The sequence below is a fragment of the Phenylobacterium sp. genome (genome assembly GCF_965284355.1).
In the GTDB taxonomy this organism is placed as follows: domain Bacteria; phylum Pseudomonadota; class Alphaproteobacteria; order Caulobacterales; family Caulobacteraceae; genus Phenylobacterium.
This window is the reverse complement of record NZ_OZ260078.1, coordinates 4,325,431-4,341,779: the sequence shown is the minus strand read 5'-3', so window position 1 is coordinate 4,341,779 and position 16,349 is coordinate 4,325,431. Positions and strand designations below refer to the sequence as shown.

At 70.1% G+C, this 16,349-nt stretch carries 16 protein-coding genes; 12 read left to right on the top strand and 4 right to left on the bottom strand.

From position 1 onward, the window contains the following. Window positions 1–71: 71 nt before the first annotated feature. The gene (locus ACQ66R_RS21295) at window positions 72–668 is read right to left on the bottom strand and encodes a hypothetical protein (RefSeq protein WP_430425319.1); all 597 of its coding nucleotides are present in this window, start codon (window positions 666–668) and stop codon (window positions 72–74) included. A gap of 178 nt (window positions 669–846) precedes the next feature. Between ACQ66R_RS21295 and ACQ66R_RS21290 the strand changes: the two genes are divergently transcribed. Beyond that, window positions 847–2,184: a calcium-binding protein gene (locus tag ACQ66R_RS21290; RefSeq protein WP_430425317.1), complete on the top strand. Its 1,338-nt coding sequence runs from the start codon at window positions 847–849 to the stop codon at window positions 2,182–2,184. Window positions 2,185–2,271: 87 nt separating this feature from the next. Then, entirely contained in the window at window positions 2,272–3,474 is a 1,203-nt protein-coding gene (locus ACQ66R_RS21285; RefSeq protein ID WP_430425315.1) for a pyridoxal phosphate-dependent aminotransferase, read from the top strand. Between the two features lie 40 nt (window positions 3,475–3,514). Here ACQ66R_RS21285 and ACQ66R_RS21280 read toward each other — a convergent pair whose 3' ends face one another. Further along, a complete protein-coding gene (locus tag ACQ66R_RS21280) occupies window positions 3,515–3,751 on the bottom strand; it encodes a DUF2171 domain-containing protein (RefSeq protein ID WP_430425313.1) in 237 nt (78 codons plus the stop codon). A gap of 53 nt (window positions 3,752–3,804) precedes the next feature. Here ACQ66R_RS21280 and ACQ66R_RS21275 point away from each other — a divergent pair, with 53 nt between their 5' ends. Next, complete coding sequence (locus ACQ66R_RS21275; protein WP_430425311.1) at window positions 3,805–3,981, top strand: DUF4169 family protein; 177 nt, start codon at window positions 3,805–3,807, stop codon at window positions 3,979–3,981. Between the two features lie 164 nt (window positions 3,982–4,145). Here the strand turns inward: ACQ66R_RS21275 and ACQ66R_RS21270 are convergent, their stop codons facing one another. Next, window positions 4,146–4,919: a Coq4 family protein gene (locus ACQ66R_RS21270; RefSeq protein WP_430425309.1), complete on the bottom strand. Its 774-nt coding sequence runs from the start codon at window positions 4,917–4,919 to the stop codon at window positions 4,146–4,148. Between the two features lie 103 nt (window positions 4,920–5,022). Between ACQ66R_RS21270 and ACQ66R_RS21265 the strand changes: the two genes are divergently transcribed. The 7 genes from ACQ66R_RS21265 to ACQ66R_RS21235 all read left to right on the top strand — a co-directional run bounded on the left by ACQ66R_RS21265 (window position 5,023) and on the right by ACQ66R_RS21235 (window position 13,242). Then, window positions 5,023–5,232, top strand: a complete 210-nt coding sequence (locus ACQ66R_RS21265) for a ribbon-helix-helix domain-containing protein (RefSeq protein WP_430425307.1) — start codon at window positions 5,023–5,025, stop codon at window positions 5,230–5,232. Window positions 5,233–5,310: 78 nt separating this feature from the next. After that, window positions 5,311–7,002 carry an amidohydrolase gene (locus tag ACQ66R_RS21260; RefSeq protein ID WP_430425305.1) on the top strand — a complete coding sequence of 564 codons (1,692 nt, stop codon included), beginning with the start codon at window positions 5,311–5,313 and terminating at the stop codon, window positions 7,000–7,002. A gap of 225 nt (window positions 7,003–7,227) precedes the next feature. Further along, window positions 7,228–7,881, top strand: coding sequence for a hypothetical protein (locus ACQ66R_RS21255; RefSeq protein ID WP_430425303.1), 654 nt, complete (start codon window positions 7,228–7,230; stop codon window positions 7,879–7,881). A 336-nt stretch (window positions 7,882–8,217) separates the two neighbouring features. Beyond that, window positions 8,218–10,638 carry an ATP-dependent helicase gene (locus ACQ66R_RS21250; RefSeq protein WP_430425301.1) on the top strand — a complete coding sequence of 807 codons (2,421 nt, stop codon included), beginning with the start codon at window positions 8,218–8,220 and terminating at the stop codon, window positions 10,636–10,638. A gap of 202 nt (window positions 10,639–10,840) precedes the next feature. After that, complete coding sequence (corA, locus tag ACQ66R_RS21245; protein ID WP_430425299.1) at window positions 10,841–11,809, top strand: magnesium/cobalt transporter CorA; 969 nt, start codon at window positions 10,841–10,843, stop codon at window positions 11,807–11,809. A gap of 37 nt (window positions 11,810–11,846) precedes the next feature. After that, window positions 11,847–12,311: a hypothetical protein gene (locus tag ACQ66R_RS21240; protein ID WP_430425297.1), complete on the top strand. Its 465-nt coding sequence runs from the start codon at window positions 11,847–11,849 to the stop codon at window positions 12,309–12,311. A 64-nt stretch (window positions 12,312–12,375) separates the two neighbouring features. After that, entirely contained in the window at window positions 12,376–13,242 is an 867-nt protein-coding gene (locus ACQ66R_RS21235) for a 50S ribosomal protein L11 methyltransferase (RefSeq protein WP_430425295.1), read from the top strand. Here ACQ66R_RS21235 and ACQ66R_RS21230 read toward each other — a convergent pair. Beyond that, the gene (locus ACQ66R_RS21230) at window positions 13,239–13,583 is read right to left on the bottom strand and encodes a GIY-YIG nuclease family protein (RefSeq protein ID WP_430425293.1); all 345 of its coding nucleotides are present in this window, start codon (window positions 13,581–13,583) and stop codon (window positions 13,239–13,241) included. The two genes, ACQ66R_RS21235 and ACQ66R_RS21230, sit on opposite strands and share 4 nt — an antisense overlap. Before the next feature lie 107 nt (window positions 13,584–13,690). Here ACQ66R_RS21230 and ACQ66R_RS21225 point away from each other — a divergent pair, with 107 nt between their 5' ends. Further along, window positions 13,691–15,505 carry an aminopeptidase P family protein gene (locus tag ACQ66R_RS21225; protein WP_430426376.1) on the top strand — a complete coding sequence of 605 codons (1,815 nt, stop codon included), beginning with the start codon at window positions 13,691–13,693 and terminating at the stop codon, window positions 15,503–15,505. Beyond that, window positions 15,505–16,347 (top strand): class I SAM-dependent methyltransferase, encoded by an 843-nt coding sequence (locus ACQ66R_RS21220; protein WP_430425291.1) that lies wholly within the window; start codon window positions 15,505–15,507, stop codon window positions 16,345–16,347. Before ACQ66R_RS21225 ends, ACQ66R_RS21220 begins: the two co-directional genes overlap by 1 nt. Window positions 16,348–16,349 lie beyond the last annotated feature (2 nt).

The window sequence follows — 16,349 nt, the reverse complement described above, 5'->3', positions numbered from 1 at the left end:
CAGGCTCTGGAGAGCGGCGCCCGGCGGCGCGGCGGCTTTGGCCGCGTCGCCGGGCCAACGCCGATTGGCGCCTACTCAGGCCGACGCCGACGCTTCCAGATAGGCCGGACGATGACCTCGCCCCGCAGGGCCGCCTGGTAGTGCGCGAGCACCGTCTGCGCCTGGCCGAACCCATCGGCGGCCGTGGGCACGCGCAGGACGCTCTGGAAGCGCCGGAAGCCGAAGCGGTTGGCGGCCGTGGTCACGATCCGAAACTCCAGCATCGGCGGGCTCGAGCGGGTCATCGCGACGCCGTAGAAGCATTGCAGCCCCGTGCGGGCGAGACCGAAGTAGTGGTCGCCGATCAGGACCCCGTCGCGCGAAAAAGCCACCGGAACGCCCTCGCCGGGCGCGACCGCAAGGGCGCGATAGTCGTTCTCCTCGGCAAAGGCGGCGTCGATGGTGCGAAACCGGTCGTAGTCCGCCGGCGCAATGCGCCACGCCTCGAACGTCGTGCGGCCAGCCTGAAGCGCCTGGATCACGCGATGGCCCAGGAAGAACACCACGGCCATCGCCAGGCTCATGATCAGCAGGAACAGGCCGATGCCGATCCGTGCGGCGGTGCTGATGGTTTCGTGGCCGAGCGCCGTCATCTCCTGCGCCCCCGTCCCGATCGAGGCGGCGCTCACGGCCGCGACGCTCAGGCAAATGAGGGCCCAGCGCCTCTGACTCCGCACGTGCATGGCCGCCCTCGTCCTGACCCGCTCTCTTACCTCTGCGCAGCCCCCGACGGCCACCAATACAGGGCCTGCCATTGGCGCGGCCCAAGGGCGCCGCTAGCATGCCCGCAACCGTTCGGGGGATAGAGTGGCCACTTACACGTTCAGCACGATCACGCCGGCCGAAGCGCTGGCGATCACGGCCGCCGACGCGGTGCTCTTCGGAAACGTCGCCGCCAACCAGGTGACCGTCATCTACAACCCGGCGGGAACCGTCACCGTCACGGCCGCCGGGCGTACCGTGGAGTTCGGGTCGGCGTTCGCGACGCTGGGCGCCAACGGCCGGACGCCGCTGTCGACGGACGCCCGGCTGTTCGTGGGCGACAACGGGGCGAACGCATCCCCGGCCCCCAACGGCGTGGTCCTCAGCGACGGCCTCTACGGCGGCGGCGGCGAGGACACCCTGGACGGCGGCCTGGGCGACGACCTGCTGCAGGGCAACCAGGGCGCCGACTACCTGCTGGGCGGCGGCGGACGCGACGTGATCTACGGCGGCCAGGACAACGACCGGATCGTCACGACGGTGGAGGCCCTGGACGGGGTCACCCTGCCCGCCAATGACGGCGGCGACTTCGCCCAGGGCAACCGCGGCGACGACGTCATCGTGGGCGGCCCCGGCGCCGACACCCTGCTGGGCGGCCAGGGCAACGACTCGATCAGCAGCCTCGCGGGCGGGACGGACATCCTGAACGGGAACCTGGGCGACGACCGGATCGAGGGCGCGGGCACGCTGCTGGGCGAAGGCGGCGCCGACACGCTGATCGGGACGGGCGCGGCTGACAGCCTGTTCGGCGGCGACGGCGACGATCGCATCACCATGGCGCAGGGCCAGGCCGACGGCGGGCTGGGCGCCGACCGCATTGAGGTGCGCCTCGGCGCCGGCGAGGCGGTCGTGCTGGGCGGCGACGGGGCCGACACGCTCCAGGCCCAGTTGGCCAGCCGGGCGCTCAACGTCCGCTTCTCGGGCGGCGAGGGACAGGACAGCCTGCAGGGCTCGGGCGGCGTCGACACCCTGGCGGGCGACGCGGGCGGCGACACCATCGACGGCCTGGGCGGCCGCGACCGCGTGACCGGCGGCGAGGGCCAGGACCAGTTCCAGATCCGCAGCTACGCCCAGGACAGCGACGGCGCGCCGGCCGACCCGATCTCGGTGCTGGACTGGGAGACCGGCGACCGCCTGAAGTTCGCGTTCGAGGGCTTCACCTTCGGCAGCGCCCTGAACTACCGCGAGATCACGGCGGGCAGCTATGCTGCGTCGTTCGATGCGGCGAAGGCCGCGGTGGCCGCGGCCCAGGGCTCGCAGTACGTCGCCGTCCAGGTCGGCGCGGATGTGGTTGTGTTCGGGTTCGGCGGGGGCTCGGACCCCGCCTCGGTGATCCTTGTCGGACGCGGCCTGGCCGATATCGCGTTCGACAACTTCGTCTGAGGCCGGTTCGCTGAAACCGGCGGTTTGAATGCGGCGCAGCATGGGTTACACCCGCGCCCGTTCAATCTCAGCCGGGAGTCTCGATCCATGTCCCTGGAATCCGCCGCGCTTGCCCGCGTAAAGCCGTCCGCGACCCTCGCGGCCGACGCGAAGGCCCGCGAGCTGAAAGCCCAGGGGAAAAACGTGATCGGGCTGGCCGCCGGCGAGCCCGACTTCGACACGCCCGACAACATCAAGGAAGCGGCCATCAAGGCGATCCGCGACGGCAAGACGAAGTACACCAACGTCGACGGCATTCCCGAGCTGAAGGAGGCCATCGTCGCGAAGTTCGCGCGCGAGAACGGCCTCACCTACAAGCCCAGCCAGGTGAACGTCTCGCCGGGCGGCAAGCCGGTGATCTGGAACGCGCTGCTGGCCACCCTGAACCCGGGCGACGAGGTGATCGTGCCCACGCCCTACTGGGTCAGCTACTGGGATATCGTGCTGCTGGCCGGCGGCGCGCCGGTGGCCTGCGCCACCTCGGCCGAGACGAGCTTCAAGGTCCAGCCGGCCGACCTGGAACGGGTGATCACGCCCAAGACCAAGTGGATCATCCTGAACTCGCCGTCCAACCCCTCGGGCGCGGCCTACACCAAGGCCGAGCTGCGCGCCCTGGCCGATGTGCTGCTCAAGCATCCGCACGTCTGGATCCTGACCGACGACATGTACGAGCACCTGGTGTTCGGCGACTTCGAGTTCTTCACCATCGCCCAGGTCGAGCCCGCGCTCTACGACCGGACGCTGACCATGAACGGGGTCTCCAAGGCCTACGCCATGACCGGCTGGCGCATCGGCTACGCGGCGGGGCCCGAGCCCCTCATCAAGGCCATGGCCAAGGTCATGAGCCAGACCACCTCCAACCCCTCGTCCATCAGCCAGTGGGCGGCGGTCGAGGCGCTGAACGGCCCGCAGGACTTCATCAAGCCGAACGCCAAGCTGTTCGAGCAGCGCCGCGATCTGGTGGTCTCGATGCTGAACCAGGCGCGCGGCATCAAGTGCCCGACGCCCGAGGGCGCGTTCTACGTCTACCCGTCGTGCCAGGAGCTCATCGGCAAGACCGCGCCCTCGGGCAAGGTCATCACCTCGGACGCCGACTTCGCGGTCGAGCTGCTGGAGACCGAGGGCGTGGCCGTGGTGCACGGCGCGGCGTTCGGCCTCTCGCCGCACTTCCGCATCAGCTACGCCACCGCCAACGCGGTGCTGGAAGACGCCTGCCAGCGCATCCAGCGCTTCTGCGCCAACGTGAAATAGGCCGGACCGGGGAGGCTTCCGCCTCCCCGTCCCGTGCCCGCTAGTGCTTTTCGCGCCAGCCGGCCTTGGCCGCGTCCTTGGTCATGTTCAGGCAAACCTTGTCGTCGCGGATGCTCTCGACCCAGCTGAGCGGGATCAGGTGGTGCTTGAAGCCCGAGCCCAGGTCCAGCTTGGCGAGCTCGATCTCGTCGCCCAGCACGTGGTCCACCTTGCCGACATGGCCGCCGTCGGACCCGATGACTTCCATGTGCTCGCGGATCAGAGTGGCTTGGATCATGATGGTCTCCTCGATAGGGGACCGCGTAACGGGCCGATGAGGACGGGGTTGCGATGGCCGAGCTGATCAATCTCAACAAGGCCCGGAAGGCCCGCGAAAAGGCCGCCGCCAAGACCCGGGCCGCCGAGAACCGCGCGAAGCACGGCGTGACCAAAGGCGCCAAGGCCGCGACGAAACTCGAAGCCGAACGCGCCAGACGCAATCTGGATGGCGTGAAGCGCGAGGACTGAGCCGCCGCGATGGCGCGTCAGCGCCGCTAGAAATGAACCACGGAAAACACGGAAGGCAGGTTCAGCCGCGGAGCCCTTTCCGTGTCATTCCGTGTCTTCTGTGGTTCCAAATGACGGCGCCTGCGGCGCGTACGGAACGGGACGGGTATCGCCGCGGCGCGACCCTACGCCCCCTGCGGGACCACGCCGTCGCGCACGTTGGCGGGGATCGAGTCGTAGATCGTCGCCGGGGTGATGCCGAGGCGCAGCCTCGCGGCCTCCAGCGGTTCGGCCATCAGGCGCTCGTAGTCCTCGCCCAGCAGCCACTTGGCCGCCTTGCCGCGCTTGTAGCCCTGCCAGATCGCCTTGATCGCCGGATAGCCGGTGCCGCGCGAGCGCGACGCCGCGCCGAAGGCGATCAGCGCCCAGCCCAGGCCGCCCGTCTGGGCGTAGGAGAACGCCACCAGGCAGGCCTCGCCCAGCGCGTCGCGGTGATAGCCCGACAGGATGTGCCAGATGTCGTGCACGTCGCGGGTGCGGCGCCCGAACCAGGCGTAGGGGTGCGGGTTGTCGACGTCGCTGATCCCCTCCCGGCTCACCTCGGCCAGGCCGTCGGCCGACAGCTGCTCGGTGCGGATGAACGTGCGGTACGCGGCGCCCACGCTGCCCTCGGGCAGGCTGTCCAGCCACGCGTCGTCCATTAGGCGATCGGCGAACTCCTTGCGCTCGAACGCGATGCGGCCGCCCTCGGCGGTCTCCAGCAGGCGAAGGTAGCCGTGCGCGGTCGACTTGCCGTTCAGCGCCCGCATGATCTCGAAGACCTGGCGGGTGTCTTCCTTGTCGGCCAGCAGCTTCTGCAGCGAGCGCCAGGCGTGCGCCCAGTCCAGCTTGGTCGAGACGTCCCGGGCGCCCTTGCTCGGCGGAGCGCGGAAATCGGCGGCGTCGGCGGTCATGGCCATGGGGGGAAGCCCTAACTAAACAGTGTCCACATAAAAATGACGCAGGCGTCACCTTTTGGCAAGAGGCTATCGGCGCAGGCCGAAAAGTTCGTAAAGAACGGGCATGGCCGGCCTGAAAAAGCGTTCCCTCCTGCTGTCGGGTCACGCGACGTCGATCGCGCTCGAGCCCGAGTTCTGGGCCGTCCTCGACGCCATGGCCGCCGAGCGCGGCTCCAGCCTGGCGCAGCTGGTCATCAGCATCGACCGCGGCCGCGAGGGCCGGCCCCTCGCCTCGGCCTGCCGCGTCGCGGCGCTGAAGCACGCGCAGGGCTGACGATGCGCCGTTGACGCCGGGCCCAGATTGCGTGCGTCCTGACGTGGGGCCGTCAGAGCCCATCGGGGGGAGACCAGCGTGAACAAAGACATCCTGGCCACAGTCGGACTGTGGCTCGCCCTGGCGCTCGCCGGCCCGGCCGGCGCGCAGACGGCGACCCTCTGGCGCGGCGGCCCCATCCTCACGATGGCCGGCGACGCCCCCCAGACCGTCGAGGCCGTCGTGGCGCGCGACGGCAGGATCCTGTTCGCCGGAAGCCTCGCGGCGGCGCGAAAGGCGGCGGGCGCGGGCGCTCTGGAACACGACCTGGCCGGAAAGACCCTGCTGCCCGGCTTCGTCGACGCCCACTCCCACTTCGCCTTGGCTGTCCAGGAGGCGGGACGGCTCAATCTCGCAGGGCCCGAGGCCGGGCCCATCACCGACAACGCGTCCCTCATCGCGGCCGTGCGGCGCTTTGCGGCCAACGTCCCCAAGGGACAGTGGGTCGTCGCCACCCGCTACGACCAGGAGGCGCTGGCCGAGAAGCGCTACATCACCCGCGCCGAGCTGGACGCCGCCCTGCCCGACCACAAGGTCGCGCTGCTGCACGTGTCCGGCCACGGGATGGTGGTCAACAGCCGCGCCCTCGACGCCGCAGGTCTCGCCGACGGCCAGCCCGCGCCCGAGGGCGGCGTGGTGACGGCCGACGCTCAGGGCCGGCTCACGGGCGGACTGTTCGAAACCGCGATGGGCCCGGTCAATGCCGTGCTCCCGCAGAAGACCGCCGCCGACAAGCTCGCCGCCCTGGACGACGCACAGGACCTCTACCTGCGCGAGGGTTTCACCTTCGCCCAGGACGCGGCCACCTCGCCCGCGGACCTCGCCTTCCTCACCTCGCAGGGGGCGCGCGGCAAGCTGAAGCTGGACCTCGCCGTTCTACCGCTGTCGCTCACCGGGCTCGACGAGCTGTACGCGAACCCCGCCCTCCGACCCCACGCCTGGCTGGGCCGCGTGAAGCTCCAGGGGGTCAAGTTCATCTTGGACGGGTCGCCCCAGGCGCGCACCGCCTTCTTCACCCGCGACTATGCCCGAGGCGCGCCAGACGGCAGCCATCCCTGGCGCGGCAGGCCGCTGGCGGGCGACGCCCAGGTCCAGGCCATGATGAAGGAAGCCCACGCGCGCGGCTGGCAGATCTTCGTGCACGCCAACGGCGACGCGGCCATCGACATGGCCGTCCACGCTTTCGACGCGCTGGGGATCAAGGCGGCCGACGACCGCCGCCCCATCGTCATCCACTCCCAGTTCGTGCGGCCGGATCAGCTCAGGGACTATGCGCGCATCGGCGTGGGGCCCGCGCTCTTCTCCAACCACACGTTCTATTGGGCCGACGTCCACCGCAGCAACTTCGGCCCCGAGGTCACCGACTTCATCAGTCCGTTCGCCGCGGCCCGCGCCGCCGGCCTCACGCCCTCCAACCACTCGGACTACCCCGTGACGTCGCTCGACACCCGGTTCCAGCTCTGGACCGCCATGGCCCGCACCTCGCGCACCGGCGTGGTCAGCGGCCCCGGCCAGCGCGAGAGCGCCTACCGCGCGCTACAGGCCCTCACCACCGGCCCCGCATGGCAGACCTTCGAGGAGACCCGCCGCGGCCGCATCGCCCCCGGCCTGCTCGCCGACTTCGTAGTGCTCGACCGCAACCCGCTCACCACGCCCGTCGCGTCCATCCGCGACATCGCGGTCACCGAGACGATCAAGGAGGGCAAGACGGTGTGGCGCCGGGCGAAATAGCCCGCGCACATCATCATCCCAGAACGTCATGGCCGGGCCTGTCCCGGCCACCCAGATACGAGGCGCTGGCAGCAAGGCGCACCGCATCCCCGCCCGAGCCCCTCCGGACACGGCGGCGCTTCTGGGTGGCCGGGACAGGCCCGGCCATGACGATCTGAGAAAAATCGGAAGCGAAGAGCGCTTCTACGACCGAATCTGTCGTAGGGGCGTGTTCCACTCCCGATCATGTCCGAGCCTACGCCCGACATCTTCGAGGAAGACCAGCTGCTGGCCCGCGCGGCCCGCATGGACTTCACCTTCGCCGAGCGCCTCCATACCAGGGCGTTCGCCACCGAAGACACGGCCGAACTCGCCGACCTGGCCCGCGCCTACACCCGCCTGACCCGTTCGCTCCGCCAGACCCTGGCGCTCCTCAGCAAGCAGAGGGCCGATCGCGCCAAGGCCGACCGCGAGGCGCCCCGCCGTTCCGCACGAGACCTCCACGACCAGGCCATCGATGAGCGCACCGCGCAGGTGCAGGACGCCGTCGAGCGCGTGATCTCCGCCGCCGCCGACGGCGACGAGCAGCTGCACACCGACTGGTGCCACCGCTTCGACCGCGAAGTGGACGACTGGACCGAGAAGCCCGACTGGATCGTGGACGACGTCGACGCCGTCATCCGCCGCGCCTGCAAGACCCTGGGCCTCCCCGACGGCTACGCCCAACGCTGGCGGGATCTGCCGACCCCCACCTTCTTCCCCGACCCCGAACCCGCCACACCCGAAGACGTCGCCGCCGCCAACGCCGCCGCCCGCGCCTTCACCGCCGGCCTGCGATCGTCCGCCGCGGACTCCGCGCCCGCGCGTCCCCCGAAACCGCCCTGGCGCCCCTCCGGCTGACGCGCCGCCCGCGCGAAGCGCCCTCGACATCGAACCACGGACCATCACCGACCATCACCGACACCCACGCGACTCCGTCCGTGCTGGTCCGCGATGGTCCGTGGTTCCGCGCGAAGCGCCCTCCATTTCGAACCACGAACCACACGAACGCTCCAGGTCCACCTCCGAGCGCGCCGCCGCATGTTCGTGGGGTTCGTGTGGTTCGTGGTTGAGTCCAAACAGCGCCTGCGGCGCGCACAGCGCCCGAGGCCCAGCGCCTTCCGTCTTCTCCGTGTTTTCCGTGGTTCAAACCGCAGGCCGTTCCGCCCCTTAAGCCCGGGCCCCGTTGTGCTACATATGTTCCAAATGTCCCTTTTCGACTCGACCCCCTCCCCCCGCATCTCCGACCTGGCCCGCGTCGACGCGCGGCCGGACGACTATCTCGCGGGCCTCAATCCCGAACAGCGCGAGGCGGTGGAGACCGTCGACGGCCCCGTGCTGGTCCTCGCCGGCGCGGGCACCGGCAAGACCAAGGTGCTGACCACCCGCCTGGCGCATATCCTCGCCACCGGCCGGGCCAAGCCCTGGGAGCTGCTGGCCGTCACCTTCACCAACAAGGCCGCGCGCGAGATGCGCGAGCGGATCGCCCATATCATCGGCCCGTCCGCCGAGGGCCTGCGCTGGCTGGGCACCTTCCACTCGGTGGCCGCCCAGATCCTGCGCAAGCACGCCGAGCTGGTGGGGCTGAAGTCGAGCTACACGATCCTCGACACCGACGATCAGGAACGCCTGATCAAACAGATCCTCGAAGCCGAGAACATCGACGCCAAGCGCTGGTCGCCCAAGATGCTGGCCGGGCTGATCGACCAGTGGAAGAACCGCGGCTGGCGGCCCGACCAGCTGCCGCCCGCCGAGGCCCAGGCCTTCGCCAACGGCAAGGGCCAGGCGATGTACCGGCTCTATCAGGAGCGGCTGCGCATCCTGAACGCGTGCGACTTCGGCGACCTGCTGCTGCACAACCTGACCATCTTCACCAGCCAGCCCGACGTGCTGGCCGAGTACCACAACCGCTTCCGCTACCTGCTGGTCGACGAGTACCAGGACACCAACGTCGCCCAGTACCTGTGGCTGCGTCTCCTGGCCCAGAAAAGCCAGAACCTCTGCTGCGTGGGCGACGACGACCAGTCGATCTACGGCTGGCGCGGCGCCGAGGTGGACAACATCCTGCGCTTCGAGCGCGACTTCCCGGGCGCGAAGGTGGTGCGGCTGGAGCGCAACTACCGCTCGACCAGCCACATCCTGGCCGCCGCCTCGGGCCTGATCGCCACCAACAAAAGCCGGCTGGGCAAGACCCTGTGGACCGAGGCCAACGACGGCGAGAAGGTCGTCGTTCGCGGCATCTGGGACGGCGAGGCCGAGAGCCGGCTGATCGCCGAGGAGATCGAGCGGGCCAGGCACAAGGGCCGCAAGTATTCCGACATCTCGATCCTGGTCCGCGCCTCGTTCCAGATGCGGGCCTTCGAAGAGCGGTTCGTCCTGCTCCAGATCCCCTACGTGGTCATCGGCGGCCCGCGCTTCTTCGAGCGCGCCGAAATCCGCGACGCGATCGCCTACCTGCGCCTGATCCAGTCGCCGGCCGACGACCTGGCTTTCGAGCGGATCGTCAACACGCCCAAGCGCGGCATCGGAGACACCACCGTCCAGCGCCTGCACGCCCTCGCGGGCATGCGCCCCACCCGGCTGCACGACGACGCCCCGCTGTTCGACGGCCGCACCGGCGAAGTGGTGAACGAGGCCGAGATCTCGGGCGCGACCCGCTTCCGCACTTTGACCCAGGCCGCCGAGGAGATCGTCCGCACCGACGAACTGGCCGCCCGCACCCGCACGTCGCTGGCCAACTTCCTGCGCGACCTCGACCGCTGGCGCGGCCAGGCCGGCCAGGTCCACCACGCCCGCCTGATGGAAGCGGTGCTGGAGGAGAGCGGCTACACCGACGCCCTCAAGCTCGACAAATCGCCCCAGGCCCAGGGCCGGCTCGAGAACCTGAAGGAACTGGTCCAGTCGATGGGCGCCTACGAGACGCTGGAGGCCTATCTCGAGCACGTCTCGCTGGTCATGGAGCTGGAACGCGGGCCCCAGGCCGACAGCGTCCAGGTCATGACGCTCCACCAGGCCAAGGGGCTGGAGTGGCCGCTGGTCTTCCTGCCCGGCTGGGAAGAAGGTGTCTTCCCGTCCCAGCGCTCGATGGACGAAAGCGGCGAGAAGGGCCTCGAGGAGGAGCGCCGGCTGGCCTACGTGGGCATCACCCGGGCCCGCGAAGAGGCCCGCATCAGCTTCGCCGCCAACCGCCAGGTCTACGGCCGCTGGACCAGCCAGCTGCCCAGCCGCTTCGTCGACGAACTGCCCCTGGCCAACGTCGAGGCAAGCTCCGAGACCGGCTACTACGGCGGCGGCCCCGGCATGCAGCAGCACGGCAGCCGCTGGGACGAGGACCCCAAGTTCGGCAACGGCTACGACTCCCCCGGCTGGCGCCGCGCCCAGGCCAACCAGTACCGCGGCAGCCACCCGGGCCGACAGCAGGTCATCGAAGGCGACGGCCGCCTCGTCGCCACCTCCGCCAGCTCGGCCGCCTCGGACTACAAGCGCGGCGATCGCGTCTTCCACATCAAGTTCGGCTACGGCTCGGTGAAGGCCGTCGAAGGCAACAAGCTCACCGTCACCTTCGACAAGGCCGGCGAAAAGAAGGTCATCGACAGCTTCGTGGAGAAGCAGGGGTAGGTGCAGCGCCCCCTCCACCACTTCGTGGTCCCCCTCCCCCGCAAGCGGGTGAGGAACTGGGGGCCATCGAACCACTTCAGTTCCTCCCCCATGCCAATGGGGGAGGGGGACCGCGAAGCGGTGGAGGGGCGCTGGCGCCGCGCCAAGGCGTTGCCATCCCTACCCCTTTGCCCTCACATCCCTCCGGGGATCGGGACATCGCATGCCAATAGCGGCCGCCAGGGTCTACTCGGAGGGACATCGTCTGCGGCACCTGCGGGTGCATGACGTAGACGACCGGCCGGTGCAGGCGCACCAGTTCGCCTGGATCGGGCTGGTCGATCCCGAGCCCGCCGAACTCGCGATGCTCCAGGCCAAGTTCGGCCTGCATCCGCTGGCGGTCGAGGATGCGCTCTGCGACCACCCGCTGCCGAAGGTCAGCGTCTACGGCGACCAGATCTTCGTGGCCGCCCGCACGGCCCGGCTCGACGGCGAGGAGATCCTCTACGGCGAGACCTGCGCCTTCGTCTGCAAGAACACGATCATCACGATCCGCCGCGGCTCGGCCAAGGCCTACACCGAGGTGCGCCGTCGCCTGGAGGACGCGCCGACCCTGCTCAGCACCGGCGTCGCCTATGTGCTCTATGCGCTGCTCGACTTCATCGTCGACAGCTACCAGCCCATCGTCGACGAGATCGAGGAGGAGGTGCTGCTGATCGAGCGCCGCTGCCTCGACGCCTTCCTCAGCCGGGACGACGTCACCCACCTGTTCAACCTGCGCCAGGAGCTGACCCGCTTCCGCCGCATGCTGGGGCCGATGGAGGAGGTCTGCGCCAGGCTGGAGCATCTGCACCTGCCGTTCATGGACGCCGCGATCCGCCCCTACTTCCGCGACGTGGGCGACCACGTGCGCCGCGTGTCCTCGGCCATCGAAGGCCTGCGCGACGTGCTGTCGTCGGTGTTCGAGGTGGCCAACCTGTTCGAACAGCAGCGCCAGAACGATGTCAGCCGCCGCCTCACCGCCGGCGCCGCGATCCTCGCGGTGCCCACCATGATCTTCGGCCTCTACGGCATGAACTTCGACGTGATGCCCGAACTGCGCTGGCAATACGGCTACCTTGTCGTGGTCGGGGTCGTCGTCGGGATCTGCGTGGGGCTCTACGTCGCGTTCCGCCGCGCCAAGTGGCTGTGAGCATGAAACCAACCTACGCCTCGCGCGTATCTCTCGCATGGGGAAGCTCATCCACAGCGACGATCTCAAGCGCATCTTTACCGGCGCCGGCCTGGCCGTACTCGCGGGCCTGCTCCTGGGCGGAGCGGCGCAACCGCCCCTGACGGACGGCCTCCTGGCCCCGCAGCAGGAATGGGCCGGCGGCGGCGCCCGAAACTACGCCCGCGGCCCCGAACCCGGCGTGAGCGCCTACGCCGCCCAGGTCCCCGACTACGTCGTCGGCACGAACTATACCCAGGCGCCGCTCGTGGCCGACCGGGTCCTGGCCTACGAGGACCGCGCCGAACCCGTCGCCTACGACGTCGCCGAACACGCTCAGACCGCCGAGGCGACGGCGCCGACCCGCTGGGAAGACGAGCCGCGCGCGCCGCCGCTCTACCCCTCGCAGGTCGGCAACGCCTACAACCCGTCGGACCTCCCGGAACCGCCCGAGCCGCCGGTCGAGCTGTTCGATCCCGCCTGACGCGAGCGCCTGAGGCGTATCGCCCCTCGCCTTTCAGCAGCTCTGCCTATAGAGCCTCCCGCCCATGAGCGACGAGGCCATCCAGATCATCGCCCGCGGCCCCCGCGCGGTCGCCGAAGCCGCAGCGGCCGCCCTCGAGGCCGACCCCGCGACCGAGGCCCTCACCTTCTCCATCCTGGAGGAGGACGAGGACCACGACGTCTGGCGCATTGACGCCTTCCCCACCGAGGCCGACGAGCAGACGGCGATCGTGGAAGTCCTCAAGGGCTACCCGGAGCTGCGCGTTCTCGTCGAGAAGCTGGCCGACGCCGACTGGCTGGCCATGGCGCTGTCCGGCCTGCCGCCTGTCCGCGCCGGCCGCTTCTTCGTCTACGGCGCCCACGACAAGGGCCTGGCGCCCGCCAGCACGGTCAACCTGCGCATCGAGGCGGGCGCCGCCTTCGGCACCGGCCACCACGGCACGACGGTGGGCTGCCTCCAGGCGTTCCACGACCTGCTGAAGGCCAGGCGCTTCCAGCGTGTGCTGGACGTGGGCTGCGGCACCGGCGTGCTCGCCATCGCCGCCGCGCGGACCGGCACGCCGATCGCCGTCGGCACCGACATCGACGCGCCGTCGGTCCGGATCGCCAACGAGAACGCTCGGCTGAACCAGTCGACCGCCCGCTTCGTCCACGCCTTCGGCCTGAACGACGCCCTCGTGCGCAAGGACGGTCCCTACGACCTGGTGTTCGCCAACATCCTGGCCCCGCCGCTGGTGGCGCTGTCGCAGGACATCAAGCGGGCGCTGAAGCCGGGCGGCCTGACCATCCTGTCGGGCCTGCTGCGCACGCAGGAGCGGCGCGTGACCGCCGCCTACACCTCCAAGGGCTTCCGGCTGGTCCGCCGCCTGCACCGCGACGCCTGGGCCACGCTGGTCCTGCAGCGCCCCTAGCCAACCGCCTTCTTCGCGCCCAGCGTCGCCAGCCAGTGACGCTCGCGGGCCTTGATCAGGTCGGCGCGTCCCAGCGGCGTCAGGTCCTCATCGTCGATCCGCTCCAACGGCTCGAAGCTGAAGGCCTCGGCCCCGTGGGCGTTCCAGGCGGCCTGCAGGTCGCGGTTGCCGTGGCCGCCGGTGCGCAGGCTGAACCAGAGCGAGTTCTGCTGGGCGTCGAGGTTGCGCGAGCCCGCGACCCAGACCTCTCCGGTGGGCGCGCAGCGGATCGCATAGACGCCGACGGCGGCCTTCTTCTCTTTGTAGTCGCGGATCGCGTCTCTTCGGGCGGTCTTGTCCATGTACGAAGCATACAGACGCCGGGGGTGCATGTCCAATATGATCCGGGTAAAATACGTCGGCGGGCAGGGCTTTGCCGAGGGGGCGGGAAGGGCTTACATCCATGTCCATGCGTCAGACCTTCGATGAGACCACCGACCGCTCCTTCGGGCCCCGCCATGTGCCGCTGATCCGCGCGGCCATGGCCCAGCAGGGCCTGGACGGCTTCCTCGTGCCCCATGAGGACGAGCACCAGAACGAGTACCTGCCGGCGGCCAACGACCGCTTGGCCTGGGCCACCGGCTTCACGGGCTCGGCGGGGGCCGCGGTGATCCTCAAGGACAAGGCCGCGGTCTTCGTGGACGGCCGGTACACCCTGCAGGTCCGCGATCAGGTGGACGCCCAGCTGTTCGAAATCCGCGATCTGGTGGAAGGCGGCGTGCCCGCCTATTTGGAAACGGCGACCGCCCGCGGCCAGACGATCGGCTACGACCCGCGCCTGCACAGCCCCGACGCCCTGGCGCGCCTGAAGGAGGCCGCCGCCAAGGCCGGCGCCAACCTGGTCGCGGTCAACGACAACCCCCTGGACCGCGCCTGGGGCCAAGCCCGCCCCGCCCAGCCGACCGCCCCGGTGGTCCCCCACCCGGCCGAGTTCTCGGGCGAGGACTCCAGCGCCAAGCGCGCCCGGGTCGGCAAGGCGGTGGCCGCGCGCGGCGGCGACGCGGCCGTGCTGACGGCCCCTTCGAGTATCGCCTGGCTGTTCAACGTGCGCGGCGGGGACGTCATCCGCTCCCCCCTGCCCCTGGGCCAGGCCATACTGAACAAGGACGGCACGGCGCGCCTGTTCCTGGACCCCGCCAAGGTGACGCCGGACCTGCCAGCGTGGCTGGGCAATCAGGTGCGGCTGGAGACCCCCGAGGAGCTCCCCGCCGCTCTGGCCGAGCTGAAGGGTCAGAGCGTCGTCGTCGATCCCGCGCAGTCCTCGGCTTGGTACTTCGACACCCTGGCCGAAGCCGGCGCCACCGTGATCCGCGCCGACGATCCCTGCGCCCTGCCCCGCGCCTGCAAGAACGCCGTGGAGATCCAGGGCTCGCGCAACGCACACATCCGCGACGGCGCCGCCCTCACCCGCTTCCTCCATTGGGTGGCGACCGAGGGGCAGACGACCCCGCCCGACGAGATCACTGCCGTCACCATGCTGGAAGGCTTCCGGGAAGCCACGGGCGCGTTGAAGGACCTGTCGTTCGACACAATCGCCGGCGCCGCCTCGAACGGGGCCATCGTCCACTACCGTCCGACCGAGCGCCTGAACAAACGGACCGAGAGCGGCTCGCTGCTGCTCATCGATTCCGGCGCCCAGTACCTGGACGGCACCACTGACGTCACCCGCACGATGGCCATCGGGGAGCCCACGGCCGAGATGCGCCAGCGGTTCACGCTGGTGCTGAAGGGCCATCTGGCGCTGGCGGGGATCCGCTTCCCGGCCGGCACCACCGGCTCGGCCCTCGACATCCTGGCGCGTCACGCGCTGTGGATGCATGGCCTGGACTACGACCATGGCACCGGCCACGGCGTCGGCAGCTACCTGGGCGTCCACGAGGGCCCGCAGCGGATCGCCAAGGCGCCCAACGCGGTGGCGCTGCGCCCGGGAATGATCCTTTCGAACGAGCCCGGCTATTACAAGGAAGGCGGCTACGGCATCCGTATCGAGAACCTGCAGGTCGTTACCGAGGCCGCGCAGATTCCGGGCGGCGAGCGGCCGATGCTGGGCTTCGAGACCCTGACCCTGGCGCCCATCGACCGCCGCCTGATCGACCGCGACCTGCTGAGCCCCGATGAGCGCGCCCAGCTCGACGCCTATCACGCCAAGGTGCGAGACCTGATCGGCCCCCTGGTGGAGCCGGAGGTCCGCAGCTGGCTCAACGACGTCACGGCGCCGATCTGATGAGCCAGCCTCCCAACGCCCAACAGGCCGCCTATTGGAACGAGCAGGCCGGCCCCACCTGGGTCGACATGGTCGATCCGCTGGACCGGCAACTGGCGCCCCTCGGCCGCGCCGCGATGCGGGCGCTCGCGCTGCGGCCCAGTGAGGCCGTACTAGACGTGGGCTGCGGCGCGGGGGCGACGACCCTCGAGTTGGCGCAACAGGTGGGCGCCGCGGGCCGGGCCACCGGCGTGGACATCTCGCGGCCCCTGCTGGAGACCGCGCGGCGACGGGCCGAGCGGCTGGCGAACGTCGAGTTCCTTGAGGCCGACGGCCAGTCCCACCCGTTTCCGCCCGCCAGCTACGACGCGCTGTTCTCCCGTTTCGGGGTGATGTTCTTCGCCGAGCCGACTGTCGCCTTCGCCAACCTGCGGCGCGCCCTCAAGGCGGGCGGGCGGATGGCGTTCGTGTGCTGGCAGGCATCGAGCGCGAACCCGATCATGACCCTGCCCATGCAGGCGGCGCTGGCGCACGTGCCCGCGCCCCCGCCGCCGGCCGATCCCACGGCTCCGGGACCTTTTGCATTCGCCGATGCGGACCGCCTGCGAGGCATTCTGGACGCCGCGGGCTTTCGGGACGTGGTCATCACGCCGCATCTGGAGAAGATCGGCAGCGGCGATCTCGAGACGGCCCTGGCGGTCTCTTTGAAGGTGGGCCCGCTGGGAGCTCTCCTCAGGGAGAACCCCGATCAGCGCGACGCGGTGATCGCCGCCGTCCGCGCGGCGCTGTCGGCCCATGACGGCCCCGACGGCGTTAGGCTCGACTCGGCGACCTGGATCGTGACCGCCAACAACCCGGGCTGAAC

Coding starts and splice junctions, on each gene's coding strand:
- ACQ66R_RS21285 (WP_430425315.1), top strand. CDS start 2,272: ATGTCCCTGGAATCCGCCGCGCTTGCCCGCGTAAAGCCGTCCGCGACC.
- ACQ66R_RS21280 (WP_430425313.1), bottom strand. CDS start 3,751: ATGATCCAAGCCACTCTGATCCGCGAGCACATGGAAGTCATCGGGTCC.
- ACQ66R_RS21275 (WP_430425311.1), top strand. CDS start 3,805: ATGGCCGAGCTGATCAATCTCAACAAGGCCCGGAAGGCCCGCGAAAAG.
- ACQ66R_RS21270 (WP_430425309.1), bottom strand. CDS start 4,919: ATGGCCATGACCGCCGACGCCGCCGATTTCCGCGCTCCGCCGAGCAAG.
- ACQ66R_RS21265 (WP_430425307.1), top strand. CDS start 5,023: ATGGCCGGCCTGAAAAAGCGTTCCCTCCTGCTGTCGGGTCACGCGACG.
- ACQ66R_RS21255 (WP_430425303.1), top strand. CDS start 7,228: ATGTCCGAGCCTACGCCCGACATCTTCGAGGAAGACCAGCTGCTGGCC.
- ACQ66R_RS21250 (WP_430425301.1), top strand. CDS start 8,218: ATGTTCCAAATGTCCCTTTTCGACTCGACCCCCTCCCCCCGCATCTCC.
- corA (WP_430425299.1), top strand. CDS start 10,841: ATGCCAATAGCGGCCGCCAGGGTCTACTCGGAGGGACATCGTCTGCGG.
- ACQ66R_RS21240 (WP_430425297.1), top strand. CDS start 11,847: ATGGGGAAGCTCATCCACAGCGACGATCTCAAGCGCATCTTTACCGGC.
- ACQ66R_RS21235 (WP_430425295.1), top strand. CDS start 12,376: ATGAGCGACGAGGCCATCCAGATCATCGCCCGCGGCCCCCGCGCGGTC.
- ACQ66R_RS21230 (WP_430425293.1), bottom strand. CDS start 13,583: ATGGACAAGACCGCCCGAAGAGACGCGATCCGCGACTACAAAGAGAAG.
- ACQ66R_RS21225 (WP_430426376.1), top strand. CDS start 13,691: ATGCGTCAGACCTTCGATGAGACCACCGACCGCTCCTTCGGGCCCCGC.
- ACQ66R_RS21220 (WP_430425291.1), top strand. CDS start 15,505: ATGAGCCAGCCTCCCAACGCCCAACAGGCCGCCTATTGGAACGAGCAG.